This is a genomic window from Streptomyces sparsogenes, assembly GCF_001704635.1.
Taxonomy (GTDB): domain Bacteria; phylum Actinomycetota; class Actinomycetes; order Streptomycetales; family Streptomycetaceae; genus Streptomyces; species Streptomyces sparsogenes.
Genome location: NZ_MAXF01000032.1, coordinates 22,142 through 37,240, shown reverse-complemented (window position 1 = coordinate 37,240; position 15,099 = coordinate 22,142). Strand labels below are relative to the sequence as shown.

Here is a 15,099-nt window from a genome sequence, read left to right as displayed (position 1 = left end):
AGAACACCGGAATGCAGAACGACGGACGGGCGGTGGCCGGCCACGCGTCGGCCCCGCCCGCCATGTCACCACCGCAACCAGCCCGCCAACGACCGGAAGGGAAACCCGTGTTCGAGTTCAGCGTGATCGGCGGCAGAACGGCCCGCGACATCATCGGCCGCAGCCGCCGGGAGATCGTGCGGGAGGTGAGGGAGACCTATCTGACCCACGACGAGGGCGACTCCGTCAACCCGGACAGCTACTTCCTGCGCTTCCCCGACAAGCCCGACGCCCGCATCATCGCCCTTCCCGCCTACCTGGGCGGCAAGCACGATGTCGCCGGCATCAAGTGGATCGGCAGCTTCCCGGGCAACATCAGCCACGGCATCCCCCGCGCCTCCGCCGCCCTGCTCCTCAACGACTACGCCACCGGCTACCCGTTCGCCCTCCTCGAAGCCTCCCAGATCAGCGCCGCCCGCACCGCGGCCTCCGCCGTCCTCGCCGCCGAACAGCTCACCGGCGGCCGCACCGCCCGCCGGCTCACGGTGGTCGGGGCGGGCATCATCGCCCGCAACATCCTCGAGTTCTTCGCCGCCCAGGAATGGTCCGTCGACACCCTCGTCGTCCACGACCAGCACCCCGAGTACGGCCGGGCCCTCGCCGGCTACGCCACCGACTCCCTCGGCTACCGCGCCGAGACCACCGACGACCTGCGCACCGCCCTGGACGTGGCCGACGTGGTCGTCCTGGCCACCACCGCCGGCGAGCCCTACATCCTCGACCCGCGCGCCTTCGCCCCCGGGCAGGTGGTCCTCAACATCTCCCTGCGCGACATCGGCCCCGAGATCGTCCACGACTCGTACAACATCGTCGACGACATCGACCACTGCCTCAAGGCCAACACCTCACCCCACCTGGCCGAGCAGAAGTACGGCAACCGCGACTTCATCACCGGCACTCTCGCCCAGCACATCCGCGGCGAGGTCACCACGCGCCCCGACAAGCCCGTGATCTTCTCGCCCTTCGGCCTCGGCGTGCTCGACCTCGCGGTCGGCGCCCACGTCTACCGCGCCGCCACCGAGGCGGGCGAGGCCATCGCCATCGACGACTTCTTCGGCGAGACCACCCGCTGGTAGCCCCGCCGCCCGGCCACCCGGGAACTCCGCCACCGGCCGCCCGGATCAGTTCACCGCCACCCAGGAGTAACGGTGTTCGGGGCGGCCGGTGTCGCCGTATTTGAGGCTGAGGCTGATCCGCCCCGCGTGTTCCAGGTACTTGAGATAGCGCTGCGCGGTGGAGCGGCTGATCCCCGTGCGCTCGGCGACCTCGTGGGCGGAGAGCGGACGGTCGGCCTGGCCCAGGGCGCGGCGGATGAGGTCGACCGTCGGCGCGGAGTGGCCCTTGGGGAGCGCGGAGCGGGCGGTGGCGTCGGCGGTCCGGAAGGCGCCGAAGATCCGGTCCACCCGCTCCTGGCCCGTCTCACCGCGCCCGCCGACCCCCTCGAGCGTATGGCGCAGCGTCGTATAGCCGTCGAGCTTGACGCGCAGCCCCGCGAAGTTGAACGGCTTGACCAGGTACTGCAACGCGCCGTACCGCATGGCGGCCTGGACGGTGGCGACATCGCAGGCCGCCGTCACCATGATCACATCCGCGTGGTGGCCGAGCTGCCGCATCCGCCGGACCAGGGTCAGCCCGGTCTCGTCGGGCAGGTAGTGGTCGAGCAGGACGAGGTCGACATGGGTGCGTTCCAGGGTCGCCAGGGCCTGGGCGGCGGTATGGGCGCGGGCGGCGACCCGGAAGCCGGGCACCTGGGCCACATACGCGGAGTTGATCTCTGCGACGTGGAAGTCGTCGTCCACGACGAGGACGTCGATCATCGTGACTCTCCCGCTGTGGTGAGCTGCTGGACGGGGATGTGGTCCGCGCGCGTGTCGCCGCCCGGGGCCGGGCCCGGGGCGGTGGTCAGGCCCGGGGCGGTGGTCAGGTCCGGGGCGGTGGTCAGATCCGGGGCCGAGGTCAGGTCCGGGTCCGGGGTCAGATCCGGGTCCGGGGTGCGGGCTCCGTCGGTACGGGCTGGGTCCGGATCGAGTGCCTCGGGCAGGATGACGGTGAACACCGCGCCCCCGCCCGCCCGGGCGGTGACCCGGGCCATCCCGCCGTACCGCTCGGCGAGCCGCCGCACCAGGGCCAGACCGATGCCCCGGCCGCGCGGGGACGGCGCCGAGGACGAGGGGGCCCGCTTGGTGGACCAGCCCTCGGCGAAAATCTGTTCGCGCATCCCGGGCGGCACGCCCGGGCCGTTGTCGCTGACGCGCAGCACGGCCGTGGTGCCCTCGGCGCGCAGCTCGACCTCGATGAACGGGTCGGGGCGGGGCGGTGAGGCCACGGCGTCCAGCGCGTTGTCGACCAGGTTGCCGAGCACGGTCACCAGATCGCGCGGGTCGACCACCCGCTCGGTCAGCAGGGTCTGGGGCGACACGCGCAGGGACGCCCCGCGCTCCGCCACGATGGCGGCCTTCCCGACGAGCAGCGCCGAGAGCAGCGGGTCGCGCACCCGCTCGGAGATCTGCTCGGCGGAGGCCCGATGGGTGTCGGTGAGCCCGGAGATGAATTCCGCCGCCCGCTGGTGGAGCCCGAGTTCGAGCAGTCCGAGCAGGGTGTGCAGCCGGTTGGCGTGTTCGTGGTCCTGGGCGCGCAGGGCGTCCAGGAGTCCGCGGGTGGAGTCCAGCTCCCGGCCCAGCAGCTCCAGTTCGGTGCGGTCGCGCAGCGTCGCCACCGCGCCGCCGTCCTTGGTCGGCATCCGGTTGGCCACCAGGACCCGGCCGCCGCTGACGGTCAGCAGATCCGCCCCGTCGGCCCGTCCCGCCAGCACCTCCGTGGTACGGCCCGGGGGCAGCGCCTCCTCCAGGGTGCGGCCGGTGGCGTCCGCGCCGACGCCGAGCAGCCGCCGCGCCTCGTCGTTGATCAGGCGGATCCGGCCCTCCCGGTCGAAGGCGACCACGCCCTCGCGGATGCCGTGCAGCATGGCCTCGCGCTCGTCGAGCAGCGCCGAGATGTCGGCGAACGCGATCCCATGCGTACGGCGGTGCAGGCTGCGTGAGACGCCGATCGCGGCCAGCACGCCCACGCCGAGCGCCAGGCCCGCGTACCGCAGCAGCCGGGGCACGGTGGCGAGCAACTGGTCGCGGACGCTGCCGTAGCCGATGCCGACCGACACCGCGCCGACGATCTTCCCGTCGGCGGTGCGCAGCGGCACCTTGGCGCGGGCCGAGCGGCCCAGGGTGCCGACGTCGATCTGCATGATCTGCTGTCCGGAGAGCGCTGCCCCCGGGTCGGTGGAGACGTGTTCGCCGATGCGCGCGGTGGTGGTGTGCGACCAGCGCACCCCACGCCGGTCCAGCACCACCACGTACAGCGCCCCGGTGGCCCGGCGGATCCGCTCGGCCTTCCGCTGCACCGGCCCCCGCGCGCTCGGCGCGGTGGTCAGCAGATCGTGGGCGAGGTCGGGGTCGGCGGCGGTGGCCTGGGCGATGGAGAGCGCCTTGTGCATGGCCTGGTCGTCGATCTCGGAGCTGAGCGGGGCGAGGAAGAGCCCGGTGGCGAGCACCATCACCCCGGCGGTGAGGGTCAGCTGCACGGCCAGCACCTGGGCGGAGACACGTCTGGGCCAGCGGATCCGCACCTCGGTCACCCCTGTCTCCAGGCCCTCCGCGCAAGCGGTATGAGCTATTCCGTTTACCTCGCTGCCATCGCACGGTAAGGGTGCTCCGCGCCGGTTGCCCAGGGTCCGTAGCGGATTCGTTGCCGTAGCGCGAGCTAAACGAGCAGAACGGGGTTTGCGCGCACAAGAGCGCGTTGTGCCCTTAAGGCTGCCGGTGTGGTCCGCTCCACTCCTAGCCTCCTCGGCCATGAGCAGACACACCGGCCCTGCCATCGAGTTGCGGGGCACGAGCAAGGTGTTCCGGACGCCGTCCGGGGGCCTCCACACCGCCGTCAGGGATCTGGACCTGACCGTCGGGCGGGGCGAGTTCGTCGCCGTGGTCGGCCCCACCGGATGCGGGAAGTCCACGACACTCACCCTCGTCAGCGGACTGGAGGAGCCCACCGAGGGCGATGTGCTGGTGGCCGGCGAGCCGGTCCGCGGCATCGGGTCCAAGGTCGGCTTCGTCTTCCAGCAGGACGCGGTCTTCCCCTGGCGCAGCGTGCTGTCCAACGTGATGGCCGGCCCCCGCTTCCGCGGCGTGCCGAAGGCGGAGGCCAAGGAGCGGGCGCGGGAGTGGCTGGCCCGGGTCGGGCTCTCGTCCTTCGAGGACCGCTATCCGCACCAGCTGTCGGGCGGCCAGCGCAAGCGCGTCGCGCTCGCCGCCACCTTCGTCAACGACCCCGAGATCCTCCTCATGGACGAGCCGTTCTCGGCGCTCGACGTGCAGACCCGGGCGCTGATGTCCGACGAACTGCTCGAACTGTGGTCCGGGACCGGAGCCTCCGTCGTCTTCGTCACCCACGACCTGGAGGAGTCCATCGCCCTCGCCGACAAGGTCGTGGTCATGACCGCCGGCCCGGCCACCGTCAAGGAAGTGTTCGAGATCGACCTGCCGAGGCCCCGCAAGGTCGAGTCGGTGCGGCTCGACCCCCGGTTCATCGAGATCTACCGCGAGATCTGGGCCTCGCTCGGCGAAGAGGTGCGGATCACCCGCGAGAGAGGAGCCTCGCATGCCTGAGGCCACGGCAGCCGCCACCCCCGTCAAGCAGGGCATCGGCAAGCACGGCATCGGCAAGGAAGGGCCCACCGACCGTACGACCGCCAGGGCACGGGCCGCCCGCAAACGCGCGATCCTCGTGCAGTCCACCCGCGCGCTGGTGCTGGTCGCGGTCCTGGGGCTGTGGGAGTGGTCCGCCCGTACCTCGGTCATCGACCCGTTCAACTTCTCGATGCCCTCGAAGGTCTGGGACCAGCTGAAGGAGTGGATCCTGCACGGCACCGCGCAGGGCCCGCTGTGGGAACAGGTCTGGGCCACGCTCCAGGAAGCGCTCATCGGCTGGGCCATCGGCGTGGCCGCGGGCGTCGTCCTCGGCATCGGCCTCGGCCGGGCCCGCTTCCTCGCCGACGTGTTCGGCCCCTACATCAAGGTGCTCAACGCGCTGCCCCGGATCGTCCTCGCCCCGATCTTCCTCATCTGGTTCGGCCTCGGACCGGCCTCGAAGGTCGCCTCGGCGGTCGTGCTGGTCTTCTTCCCCGTCTTCTTCAACGCCTTCCAGGGCGCCCGGGAGGTCGACCGCAATCTGGTGGCCAACTCCCGCATCCTCGGCGCGAGCAACCGCCAGGTCACGCTGCAGGTCGTGATCCCCGCCGCCACCTCGTGGATCTTCACCAGCCTGCACGTCAGCTTCGGCTTCGCGCTGATCGGCGCGATCGTCGGCGAGTACATCGGCGCCACGAAGGGGATCGGGCTGCTGGTCGCCACCTCGCAGTCCACGTTCAACGCGGCCGGGGTGTACGCGGCGATGGTGATCCTCGCCGTCGTGGCCCTGCTGGCCGAGGGCCTGCTGACCTTCCTGGAGAGGCGGCTCTTCCGCTGGAAGCCGGCCCAGCCCGGCGCCGACGGCTGACGTACCCCTCTCTCTCCCCTCCGTTTTCCCCTCTCCCAAGGACGTGACATGCGCAGCTATGCCAAGATCTCCGCGGCGGCCGTCGCCGCGGCGCTCACCCTGACCACCCTCACCGCCTGCGGCAGCGACGCCTCCGGCGGGGACGGCAAGGACGGCAAGGTCAAGATCATGGTGGGTGGCCTGGACAAGGTCATCTACCTGCCCGCGATGCTCACCCAGCGGCTCGGCTACTTCAAGGACGAGGGCCTCGACGTCCAGCTCCTCACCGAGCCCGCCGGTGTCCAGGCCGAAACCTCACTGGTGGCCGGCGAGGTGCAGGGCGCGGTCGGCTTCTACGACCACACGCTGGACCTCCAGGTCAAGGGCAAGCAGGTGGAGTCCGTCGTGCAGTTCTCCCACGCCCCCGGCGAGGTCGAGATCGTCTCCAACAAGGCCGCGGGCGAGATCGCCTCGCCCAAGGACTTCAAGGGCAAGAAGCTCGGCGTCACCGGCCTCGGCTCCTCCACCGACTTCCTCACCAAGTACCTGGCCGTCAACAGCGGGGTAGAGACCAGCGAGTTCACCCCGGTCGCGGTCGGGGCGGGCCAGACCTTCATCGCGGCCCTGAAGCAGGGCTCGATCCAGGGCGGCATGACCACCGACCCCACCGTCGCCCAGATCATGGACCAGAAGCTCGGCAAGATCCTCCTCGACATGCGCACCCCCGAGGGCTCCAAGGCCGCCCTCGGCGGCCCGTACCCCTCCTCCAGCCTCTACATGAACACGTCCTGGGTGAACAGCCACAAGGACACGGTCCAGAAGCTGGCCAACGCGTTCGTGAAGACCCTCAAGTGGATGTCCACCCACACCCCCGAGGAAATCGCCGCCAAGATGCCCGCCGACTACGCCCAGGGCGGCAAGGAGCTGTACGCCCAGGCGATCAAGTCCACCCTGCCGATGTTCACCAAGGACGGCGTCATGCCGGCGGACGGCCCGGCGACCGTGGAGCGCGTCCTGAAGTCCTTCAACCCGAACCTGAAGAACGCCAAGGTCGACCTCGGCAAGACCTACACCACGGAGTTCGTGAAGAAGGCGGGCTGACACCGGGCCTCAGCGGACGTAGGCCTTCAGGATGTCCGTGTCGAGCGTGATGCCGACCGGCTTGGGGATCACGACCTGCTCCCCGAAGGGTGCCCGGTGGATGTCGAGGTAGCAGCCGCTCTTCGGGTCGGGGTTGGTGTGGACGATGACCGCGCAGGCGTCACGGTCCACGAGGAGGTAGACGGGGATGCCCGCGGCCGCATAGGCAGCGGGCTTCTCTACGCGGTCGCGGCGGTCGGTGTCATAGTCGTACGACGTGACCTCGACGGTCATCAGGACCCCGTCTGGGTCGGCCCACTCACCGTGCCCTGCGAAGTGCGCGATGGGCGCCAGCGAGCCATCCGGACGTGCCCGGCCCTTGCGGTACTCCCCGACCTTCAGCCCCTGCGACGTATGCAGGTCGAGCTCCGGACGACTCTGCATGCACTGCCTGAGCAGCCACATGATGATCGTCTCGTGATCCCCGTCGGCCACGCATTTCTCCCCGATCCGTCCGTTGATGAACTCCAACCTGACGGATTCGCGCGACGTAGAGGCCAACTCCTCGAAGGCCTCAAGCAGCGTGTAAGACGTGCGCTCGGTCATAACCGTCATGTTGCCCCGCTTTCCTGGAGGAGGCCAGTCTTTCCGGATGTATGCGCGACGGAGGCGCGTTCCGTGGCGGATCACTCCTGTGAGTGATTGTCCGATATCACGTGGTGACGTCTCGCGCGGGTTGGACCCTCTGGCGGTCCGCGGCGTCGAACAACGCCAGGGAGCGTGCCCCGGGCCGGACTGCCTGGCCCAAACAGTGCAGGAGGGAGTCCTCCAACCCCCCCACCGCTTCGGCGATCTCCTCCGCTACGTCCCGCGCTATCTCTTCCGTCACGTCGTCCACGGAAGCGTGAGGTCCGAGCTTGCTCACCGCCGCGGCCGCGCGGGCCGGGGTCAGGAGTACGGAGGCGTGGACCAGAAGCCAGGCGGGAACCCCGGCCGCCCCCTGCGGCGGTGCCAGATAGGGGCGTGAGCCGTCGAAGCGCTCGTCCTCGGCGAAGGCCTTCTGCTTCACCTTGGCCACCGGCCGCCCGCCGGCGCCCGAAGAACCCGACTCCCGCCATTCCCCGTCCGGCTTGAGGACATAGCCCTCGGCGAGATTGCCGGCCAGCTCGGGAAGCCCGAAGAGGGCGGGCACCCTGGTGGGAAAGGCGCAGGGCAGGTCCTGGAGCGTGTTCAGCGGGCCCCGTCCGAGAGCGGGAACGCAGACGAGACCGGCAGCGGCGGCCGCGGCGCGCAGAGCCCGGTCGGAGATCCAGCAGCGGCCTTCCGCGGTCTCGACCGAGGCGTCGAACAGCAGCCAGCGCAGGTCCGGCGCGTACCACACGCCGGTCTGCACCGGCTCGACGCCGGGAACAGCGAGGACATCCGGGTGCGGGTAGCGCCCGCCGGCCAGTTCACCGTAGACCGTCACCACCGCGGCATCACCCCACTCGGCCCGCAGCCTCGAGGCGAACCGAGCCGCCGCCACCGACACCGCCGGCCAGATCCTGCTGACGCCGAAGAAACCGTCCAGCCCGTCATCTCCCAGCAGCTCACGCCGCTTCGCCGGGCGGACCCCCGTGCCCTCGCAGACCACCGCGAAGTGCGCTCCGTGCACTTTCTCCAGGGCGACCCACCCCCGCACCCCGGGCACGCCGAGCCGCCCCCTCGACGAGATCTTGGGATACGGCCTGAGCGCAGAGCCTTCAGACGCGATGTCGGACATGAACAGGCATAATCGCCGTGCGCCAGGCCTGAGGCAACAGAGATTCATCGCGTGGCCGAAAACGCGACCAGGGTTTCTCGGAGAACCGAGAAACCCCAGGTCAATGGCGTCAGAGCCAAGGTGCGCCGCCAGGGACTCGAACCCCGGACCCGCTGATTAAGAGTCAGCTGCTCTAACCAACTGAGCTAGCGGCGCCTGCTGACGTCGTAAATACTACCTGCTCCCCAGGGGTGCTTCCGACCAGGTGCTCCCGACCCCGAGGACCACAGGGCATCCCCTAGATCGTGAGGGACAGCAGCACCCGGGCCGCCTCCCGGTTCAGGGTGGACGCGGCCTGGCGCAGTCGGTGGGCGTGCTCCAGGGGGAGGGAGAGGGCGAGGCTGCCGACCGAGCGGCCCGCGGTGATGGGGACGGCGGCGCAGACCGTGCCGACCGCGTATTCCTGGAGGTCGAGGACCGGGACGGTGGCGGGCTGGGCCTCCAGCTTGCGGAAGAGGACCTTCTCGTTGGTGGTCGTGCGGGAGGTGAGCCGCACGGTCTTGTGGCGGGAGAAGTGGTCGCGGCGGCCGTCGTGGTCGAGCTGGGTGAGCAGGCACTTGCCGATCGCCATGGCGTGGGCCGCGGAGCGGAAGTCGACCCATTCGTTGACCTTGGGGGTGCGCGGGCTGTCGGCGTACTGGGTGATCCGGACCTCGCCGTCTATGTAGCGGCTGAGGTAGACCGCCGCGCCGACCGAGTCGCGCAGGGCGGCGAGCGACTTCTGGAGCTGGTGCTCGACCGCGGTACGGCGGCCGGTGCCGGAGGAGCCGAGCAGGGCGAGCGCGGGGCCGCCGACGTAGGCCCCGTCCCCGATCTGTTCCACATAGCCCTCGCGGCGCAGCATCCGCAGCAGCTGGGCGAGGTGCACCGGGGGCAGGCCGGTCTCGCGGGCGAGGCCGGCGTCGGTCACGCCGTCGGTGTGGTGGGAGACGACTTCGAGGACCCGGAGGGCGTGTCGCACCGAGTGGAACGGCGCGGTCGACTCGGGCTTGAGCGCCACGGTTTCCCCCCTGGCAGGTTGTGACCGCTTGCGTCGGCGCCGTCGCCGCAGGTCGTGGCCATGGGATCACCCACGGCAGCCTCGAGCGGCGCGGCCTCGTACCACGATAGCCGCCAAGCGGGCGATTCGGAGCGGGGGTTGGGCATATTGCCGGGCGGGCGGGGGGCCGCTCAGCAGCGCCGCACTACTCTGACATATGCCAGCGGCATGCCCTGTGAAGGGTCTCCCCGCGACCCGCCGCCCTATCCGGCTCTCCCCCCGCGGCCCGCCGCCCCATCCGCTCCGGCGCCCGCTACAGCACGGCGCTCAGGAACTCGCGAGTGCGCTCGTGCTCCGGCTCGCTGAAGATCTTCTCCGGCGGCCCGGCCTCGATGACCCGGCCCGAGTCGAACATGAACACCTCGTCGGAGATGTCCCGGGCGAAGCTCATCTCATGGGTCACGCAGAGCATCGTGATGTCCGTGGTGTGAGCGATGTCACGCAGCACGTCCAGCACCCCGGCCACCAGCTCCGGGTCGAGCGCCGAGGTCACCTCGTCGAGCAGCATCACCTGCGGCCGCATCGCCAGCGCCCGCGCGATCGCCACCCGCTGCTGCTGCCCGCCGGACAGCTGCGTCGGGTACGCGTCGCACTTGTCGCCGAGCCCGACCAGGTCGAGCAGCTCGCGCGCCCGCTCCTCGGCCTCGTCCTTGCTCAGGCCCAGGACGTGCACCGGGGCCTCGGTGATGTTCCGCAGCACCCGCATGTTGGGGAAGAGGTTGAACTGCTGGAAGACCATCCCGATCTTCTTGCGCACCTCGCGGGTGTGCTTCTCGCCCGCCTCGACCAGCTTGCCGCCGCGGTCCTCGTGGGTGAGGTAGTCGCCGTCGACCTTGATCGTGCCCTGGTCCGGCTTGATCAGCGTCATCAGCAGCCGCAGGATCGTGGTCTTGCCGGACCCGGAGGGACCGATGAGGGTCACATGCTTCCCGGAGGACACCGAGAAGTCGAGGTCGTCGAGGACCGTGTTCTCGCCGAAGCGCTTGGTCACCCGGTCGAAGCGGATCAGTTCGCTGCCGTCCACGGCAGGGTTGGTGTGCGGGGTTTCAGTGGCCAAGGCGACGCTCCAGGGCTCGCATGAGTAGGGATGCCGGATAGGCGATGAGGATGAAGGCGATGCCGACCATCGTGTAGGGCTCGATGTACTCGAAGGACGAGGCGCCGTGCGCCCGCGCCTTCTGGAGCATGTCGACGACCCCGATGAGCGCCAGCATCGGCGAGTCCTTGAGCATCGCGATCACGTAGTTGCCGAGGGCCGGCACGACCCGGCGGATCGCCTGCGGCAGGATCACCGCGATCCAGGTGCGGCCGCGCGAGAGGCTGAGCGCGGTGGCCGCCTCCCACTGCCCCCTGGGCACGCCGTCGATGCCGGCCCGGTACACCTCGGCGGTGTACGTCGAGTAGTGCAGACCGAGCGCGATCACGCCGGTGGTCAGCGCGGAGAACTTGATGTCCCAGGTCGGCAGCACGTAGTAGAAGAAGAACAGCTGGACCAGCAGCGGCGTGTTGCGGATGAACTCCACCACCGCGGCCACCGGCCAGCGTACGAAGCGGGTCGGCGAGCGGAAGGCCAGCGCCCACACCAGCCCCAGGGCGAAGGCCAGCACCGAGCCCAGGGCGGTCGCCTCCAGGGTGATCAGCAGCCCGTCGCCCAGCTCGGGGAGGAAGTCCTTCGCGACGTCCCAGTCCCAGTTCACTGGGCACCTCCCGCGGTGATCAGGTCGGAGGACTGCTCGGTCTTCCGGGCGCCGGACGGCTTCCTGGTCAGGGCCGGCCCCTTGGCGCGCTTGTCGGGCGCCTGCCCGAGGCCCGCCTTGGCGCGCCGCTCGAGCAGCCGCATCAGCCGGGTGAGCACGAAGGCCAGCACGAAGTACATGACGAGGATGATCGAGTAGATCTCCAGGCTGTCCCCGGTCGCCAGCCGCGAGAGCTGGGCGGCGAAGGTGGTGTCGGCCACGCTCACCGCGGAGACCAGGGCGGTGCCCTTGAGCAGCTCGATCAGAAGGTTATTGAACGGCGGAATCATCTCGGGGATCGCCTGGGGCAGGATCACCCGCCGCATCCGCTGCGCGGGCGTGAAGCTGAGCGCGATCGCCGCCTCACGCTGCGCGGGCGGCACCGCGGCGACCGCGCCGCGCACGATCTCGGAGCCGTACGCGCCGTAGGTCAGGCCCAGGGCGAGCACCGCCGCCCACATCGGCACCAGCTGGAAGCCGAAGCCCAGAGGCATCACGAAGAACAGCCAGAACATCAGCACCAGGGCCGAGGTGCCGCGGAAGACCTCGACGTAGAAGCCCGTCAGAAAGCGGACGATCCACAGCCTGGAGGTACGGGCGATGCCGACCCCGAAGGCGACGACGGCGGCGAAGAGCGCGCTGTAGAGGGTGAGCTGGATGGTGATCCAGAACCCCGGAAGGAGCCATTTCTCCCACAGTCCGGCTGTCATCGACACAGCTCCTTGGCGGTCAGATCGGTCATTTCGGCCTTGGTGAAGCCGAACGGCCGCACGATGCGCAGGAGTTCGCCGCTCTTCTTCATCTTGTGCAGCTCGACATTGAAGGCGTCCCGGAGCCTGGTCTCCTCCGGGCGGAAGGCGAAGCCGCCCGCGCCGATGTCCGGCTTTCCGTCGAGCATCGCCTGGAACGGCTCGGTCATCTCGGCCCGGCGGCCCCCGCTCTGCCGGACCACGTTGCGCACCGTCACCGCCGTACCCGCGAAGGCGTCCGCGCGGCCCTGCTCGACCGCGAGCAGCCCGGCGAGCTGGTCCGGGAGCACCATGATGTCGTGCTCCTTCACCCCGGCGTTGACCGCGTAGCCGATCTGGGCGTACGCGGAGCCGCTGGCGAGCTTGGCCCCCGTCTTGACGATGTCCTCGTAGTTGTGGAGGTTCTTGGGATTGCCCTTGCGCACGATGAACGCGTCACGGACGCGGTAGTCGGGATCCGAGAAGATCACCTGCTGACAGCGGTCCGGGTTGATGTACATGCCGGCGGAGACCACGTCGAACTGCTGCGAGCGCAGCCCCGGAATCAGCGAGGCGAACTCGGTCGGAACCGGCTGGACGCGTGCCACCCCCAGCCGCTTGAAGATCACCCTCGCGATTTCCGGCGCCTCGCCGGTGAAGTCGCCGTTCTTGTCGATGTACCCGAACGGGATCTCGCCCGCGATGCCCAGGCGCACCGTGCCCTGCGACCGCAGGCGCTCCAGCAGGTTTCCCCCGTCCTTGGCGTCGGCGCTGGACACCCGGCTGCAACCCGTGGCGCCCAGCAGACCCATGGCCGCCCCGCCCGCCAGAAGCGCGCGGCGGTTCAGCCGTCTTCCGCTGATGTCCTTGTGTGTCCGTCGTGGTGGAGCCATGGGCGCGCAGCTACCCGAGTGCTCGGAATATATGCAGATCTTTTTCGGCCCTTTGGCGGTCGGCCGCGCTGGGTAGGGGCTCCCGGCAACAGGTCCCGAACCGAGCGGGAGGAATGTCATGGCTGACCGGTTTATCGAGGTGTCGCTTGCAAAAAGGGGCGTGACCTGCACGGCGAAACTCCTCGACGACCGTGCGCCCATCACCTGTGACGCGGTGTGGAACGCGCTGCCCCTGGGCGGTGACGTCTACCACGCCAAGTACGCGCGCAACGAGATCTACGCGCTGCTGCCCCCCTTCGCCCCCGAGGAGCCGCCCCTGGAGAACCCGACCATCACCCCCATCCCCGGTGACCTGTGCTACTTCAGCTTCACCGACACCCAGTTGGGCACCGCCTCCTACGGCTATGAGCAGGAGGCCAAGCACCAGGGGCAGCGGCGGGTCGTCGACCTCGCGCTCTTCTACGAGCGCAACAACCTGCTGATCAACGGCGACGCCGGATGGGTGCCGGGCATCGTCTGGGGCTCGGTCGTCGACGGGCTCGACCGGATGGCCGACGCCTGCCAGGACCTGTGGCGGGCCGGGGCGCTGGGGGAGACGCTGAACTTCCGCCGGGCGTAGCGCGGGCACGGGTGAACGGCGGTCGGCCCCCGGCCGACCGCCGTCCCCTCCTCCGCCGTCAGCGGACCGCCGACGGGGCCGCCCTCGTCACCCGGCCGCCGTAGCCCCTGGCGCCGTCAGCCGGTCATCGTCGCCCCTGGTGCCCTCAGCCGGCCGCCGTCGCCCCCGTCCCGGTTGCCCGTGGTCCGGTCGCCCCCGTCCCGGTCGCGTCCGGCGCGGGCGGCCTGACGCCGTCCGCCAGCCCCGCCTCGTAGAGCGCGTGCGCCGCCCGCAGCACCACCGCGTCCGCGTGGCGGGCGGCGACCAGCTGCACCCCGATCGGCAGCCCCTCGCCGGACAGCCCGCAGGGCACGCTCGCCGCGGGCTGCTGGGTCATGTTGAAGGGGTAGGTGAAGGGCGTCCAGCCGGTCCACCGGGTGTGGCCCGACCCCTTGGGCACCTCCACACCCGCCTCGAAGGCGGTGATCGGCATGGTCGGGGTGACCAGCAGGTCGTACGCGGAGTGGAACCGCCCCATGGCGTGCCCCAGCGCCATGCGCACATCGACGGCGCTCAGATAGTCCAGCGCGCTGTACGAGGCGCCCTGGGCGCAGATCTCGCGCAGCCCGGGGTCCAGCAGCTCCCACTTCTCCTGCCCGAGCGGCTGCACCACCCGCGCCGCCCCGCTGAACCACAGCGTGTGGAACGCCTCGACCGGGTCCTCGATGCCCGGGTCGATCTCCTCCACGGACGCGCCCAAGGCGGCCAGCAGGTCCACCGCCCGCCGCACCGCCGCCGCCACCTCCGGGTCGACGGACGCTGTCCCGCCGAGCGCCGGGCTGTAGGCGACCCGCAGCCCGGCCACCCCGCCCCCGTCCGCCGTGACCGCCTCGCGGAAGCCGCCCTCGGGCGGCGCGAGCTGGGACCAGTCGCGCCAGTCCGGGCCGGAGATCACATCCATCATGAGGGCCGCGTCGGCCGCGTCCCGCGTCATCGGCCCCACATGCGCGAGCGTCCCGAACGCGCTCGCCGGGTACAGCGGAACCCTTCCATAGGTGGGTTTCAACGCGAAGATGCCGCAGAAGGACGCGGGAATGCGCACCGAACCGCCGCCGTCCGTCCCCAGGCTCAGCGGCCCCGCGCCCAGCGCCACCGCGGCCGCGCTGCCCCCGCTGGAGCCGCCCGCGGTGCGCCGCGGGTCGTACGGGTTGCCGGTCACCCCGTACACCGGGCTGTCCGTGACGCCCTTCCAGCCGAACTCCGGGGTCGTGGTCTTCCCGAGGAACACCGCGCCGTGCTCCCGCAGCCGGGCCACCGAGGGCGCGTCCTCGTCCCACGCCTGGCCGTCGGCCGCGACGGTCAGCGAGCCGCGCAGCGTGGGGCCGCCGCGCTGGAGCAGGATGTCCTTGACCGACACCGGCACCCCGTCGACCAGGCCGGCGGGTTCGCCGCGCCGCCACCGCCCGGCCGACTCCTCGGCCTGCCGCAGCGCCGCCTCCGCGTCCACCCGGCTGAACGCGTTGACCTCTGGCTGGATCTGCTCCACCCGCTCCAGCGCGGCGCGGGTCGCCTCGACGGGGGACAGCTCGCCCGAGGCGTACCGTTCGAGGAGTTGAACAGCTGTCAGATCGTGGATGTCGGTCATCCACCTCTCCT

At 70.5% G+C, this 15,099-nt stretch carries 15 protein-coding genes and 1 tRNA gene; 5 read left to right on the top strand and 11 right to left on the bottom strand.

Annotation, left to right across the window (positions count from 1 at the left end; all coding sequences use genetic code 11):
- Positions 1-107: 107 nt before the first annotated feature.
- Complete coding sequence (gene sbnB / locus BBH68_RS07005) at positions 108-1,115, top strand: 2,3-diaminopropionate biosynthesis protein SbnB (protein ID WP_065959798.1); 1,008 nt, start codon at positions 108-110, stop codon at positions 1,113-1,115.
- A gap of 45 nt (positions 1,116-1,160) precedes the next feature.
- On the opposite strand, the gene BBH68_RS07000 is transcribed toward sbnB, so the two are convergent.
- On the bottom strand, positions 1,161-1,856 hold the full coding sequence (locus BBH68_RS07000; protein WP_065959795.1) for a response regulator: 696 nt from the start codon (positions 1,854-1,856) through the stop codon (positions 1,161-1,163).
- Positions 1,853-3,661: a sensor histidine kinase gene (locus BBH68_RS06995; RefSeq protein WP_065959820.1), complete on the bottom strand. Its 1,809-nt coding sequence runs from the start codon at positions 3,659-3,661 to the stop codon at positions 1,853-1,855. The genes BBH68_RS07000 and BBH68_RS06995 overlap by 4 nt, the downstream gene beginning before the upstream one ends.
- Before the next feature lie 226 nt (positions 3,662-3,887).
- On the opposite strand from BBH68_RS06995, the gene BBH68_RS06990 reads away from it, so the two are divergent.
- Genes BBH68_RS06990 through BBH68_RS06980 form a run of 3 tightly spaced genes read left to right on the top strand, consistent with a single transcriptional unit; the run spans position 3,888 to position 6,669 of the window.
- Entirely contained in the window at positions 3,888-4,700 is an 813-nt protein-coding gene (locus tag BBH68_RS06990; protein ID WP_065959794.1) for an ABC transporter ATP-binding protein, read from the top strand.
- Positions 4,693-5,589, top strand: a complete 897-nt coding sequence (locus BBH68_RS06985; protein ID WP_245737930.1) for an ABC transporter permease — start codon at positions 4,693-4,695, stop codon at positions 5,587-5,589. Before BBH68_RS06990 ends, BBH68_RS06985 begins: the two co-directional genes overlap by 8 nt.
- Positions 5,590-5,637: 48 nt before the next feature.
- Positions 5,638-6,669, top strand: coding sequence for an ABC transporter substrate-binding protein (locus BBH68_RS06980; protein ID WP_065959792.1), 1,032 nt, complete (start codon positions 5,638-5,640; stop codon positions 6,667-6,669).
- A 9-nt stretch (positions 6,670-6,678) separates the two neighbouring features.
- Here the strand turns inward: BBH68_RS06980 and BBH68_RS06975 are convergent, their stop codons facing one another.
- From BBH68_RS06975 to ehuB, 8 genes are all read right to left on the bottom strand, one after another.
- Positions 6,679-7,263 carry a Uma2 family endonuclease gene (locus tag BBH68_RS06975; protein ID WP_065959790.1) on the bottom strand — a complete coding sequence of 195 codons (585 nt, stop codon included), beginning with the start codon at positions 7,261-7,263 and terminating at the stop codon, positions 6,679-6,681.
- Positions 7,264-7,360: 97 nt separating this feature from the next.
- Positions 7,361-8,410, bottom strand: a complete 1,050-nt coding sequence (locus tag BBH68_RS06970) for an RNA ligase family protein (RefSeq protein ID WP_158080406.1) — start codon at positions 8,408-8,410, stop codon at positions 7,361-7,363.
- A gap of 121 nt (positions 8,411-8,531) precedes the next feature.
- Positions 8,532-8,605 (bottom strand) — tRNA-Lys (locus BBH68_RS06965).
- 82 nt (positions 8,606-8,687) lie between these two features.
- Positions 8,688-9,449 carry an IclR family transcriptional regulator gene (locus BBH68_RS06960; RefSeq protein WP_065959788.1) on the bottom strand — a complete coding sequence of 254 codons (762 nt, stop codon included), beginning with the start codon at positions 9,447-9,449 and terminating at the stop codon, positions 8,688-8,690.
- 292 nt (positions 9,450-9,741) lie between these two features.
- A complete protein-coding gene (gene ehuA, locus BBH68_RS06955) occupies positions 9,742-10,512 on the bottom strand; it encodes an ectoine/hydroxyectoine ABC transporter ATP-binding protein EhuA (protein ID WP_065959786.1) in 771 nt (256 codons plus the stop codon).
- Between the two features lie 22 nt (positions 10,513-10,534).
- Positions 10,535-11,185 carry an ectoine/hydroxyectoine ABC transporter permease subunit EhuD gene (gene ehuD, locus BBH68_RS06950; RefSeq protein WP_065959784.1) on the bottom strand — a complete coding sequence of 217 codons (651 nt, stop codon included), beginning with the start codon at positions 11,183-11,185 and terminating at the stop codon, positions 10,535-10,537.
- Positions 11,182-11,934: an ectoine/hydroxyectoine ABC transporter permease subunit EhuC gene (ehuC, locus tag BBH68_RS06945; protein WP_065959782.1), complete on the bottom strand. Its 753-nt coding sequence runs from the start codon at positions 11,932-11,934 to the stop codon at positions 11,182-11,184. The genes ehuD and ehuC overlap by 4 nt, the downstream gene beginning before the upstream one ends.
- Positions 11,931-12,845 carry an ectoine/hydroxyectoine ABC transporter substrate-binding protein EhuB gene (ehuB, locus tag BBH68_RS06940; RefSeq protein ID WP_076972145.1) on the bottom strand — a complete coding sequence of 305 codons (915 nt, stop codon included), beginning with the start codon at positions 12,843-12,845 and terminating at the stop codon, positions 11,931-11,933. The genes ehuC and ehuB overlap by 4 nt, the downstream gene beginning before the upstream one ends.
- A 118-nt stretch (positions 12,846-12,963) precedes the next feature.
- Between ehuB and BBH68_RS06935 the strand changes: the two genes are divergently transcribed.
- On the top strand, positions 12,964-13,464 hold the full coding sequence (locus tag BBH68_RS06935) for a DUF3830 family protein (RefSeq protein ID WP_065959778.1): 501 nt from the start codon (positions 12,964-12,966) through the stop codon (positions 13,462-13,464).
- Positions 13,465-13,609: 145 nt separating this feature from the next.
- On the opposite strand, the gene BBH68_RS06930 is transcribed toward BBH68_RS06935, so the two are convergent.
- The gene (locus tag BBH68_RS06930; protein ID WP_170066541.1) at positions 13,610-15,088 is read right to left on the bottom strand and encodes an amidase; all 1,479 of its coding nucleotides are present in this window, start codon (positions 15,086-15,088) and stop codon (positions 13,610-13,612) included.
- Positions 15,089-15,099: the final 11 nt, after the last annotated feature.